Genomic DNA, 886 nt, shown 5'->3' with positions numbered 1-886 from the left:
GCATGCTTGTACTCCCTGAGGACGCCGCAGAGTCGATCATGTCGGCGGATATCAAGGCGGGTGATCTCGGCTGGAATGGTGCTCGGTTCGGGCAGGGGTCGGAGCGGCGCTGCCTGTCTGAGAGTCCGATGTGGTCGATGTTCGTTGTAGAACGTCTCGAACCCTCGCAGGGTGTGGAGTAGGTGGCGTTGGTTCCAGATCAGGGTGCGGTCCAGTAGTTCGCGTCGGCAGGTCTGGATCCAGCGCTCCATGATGGAGTTCATACGCGGGATGCGAATGCCTGTGGTGACGATCTGTATTGCGGCGTCGGTCAGTACGACGTCGAAGGCCGCGGTGAATTTGGTGTCGCGGTCGCGGAGGAGGAACGTGGCTGTGGTGCCCGCGTCGTGTAGGTCCATGAGGAGGTTGCGGCAGATTTGGGTGACCCACGGGCCGGTGGGGTGGGCGGTGGCGCCGAGGATGTGGACGCGGCGGGTGGCGTGCTCGATGACGGCGAACACGTAGAGCCGGGCCCCGGTCAGGGTACGGACCTCAAAGAAGTCGCACGCCAGGAGCGCGCCCGCTTGGTCGCGTAGGAAGTCGGCCCAGGTGGTGTGCACGCGTTCGGGCGACGGAGCGATGCCGTGTTCTCGCAGAATCTCCCACACGGTGGAGGCGGCGACCTTGATACCGAGCGCGGCCAACTCGCCGTGGATACGCCGGTAGCCCCAGGAGGAGTTCTCCCGTGCGAGCCGCAACACCAGAGCGCGGATGGATCGGACGGTGCACGGACGCCCTGGCCGCCGGGGTGCGCCGGCCGCCGCGTTCCGACGCCTGAGCAGGTCGCGATGCCAGCGCATGAGAGTGTCCGGGCGGACCAGCAGCACCAACTGCCGCAGCTTGTCCA

Annotated in this window: 1 protein-coding gene; it reads right to left on the bottom strand. The window is 66.1% G+C overall.

The genetic code is table 11. The features are described from left to right. A partial coding sequence (locus ACTMTF_RS49395) for an integrase core domain-containing protein (RefSeq protein ID WP_441117036.1) occupies positions 1 to 866 on the bottom strand: 866 nt, incomplete at its 3' end. Positions 867 to 886: the final 20 nt, after the last annotated feature.

The sequence above is a fragment of the Nonomuraea sp. ZG12 genome, from assembly GCF_052068115.1.
Lineage (GTDB): Bacteria > Actinomycetota > Actinomycetes > Streptosporangiales > Streptosporangiaceae > Nonomuraea.
This window is presented reverse-complemented; position numbering and strand designations above follow the sequence as displayed.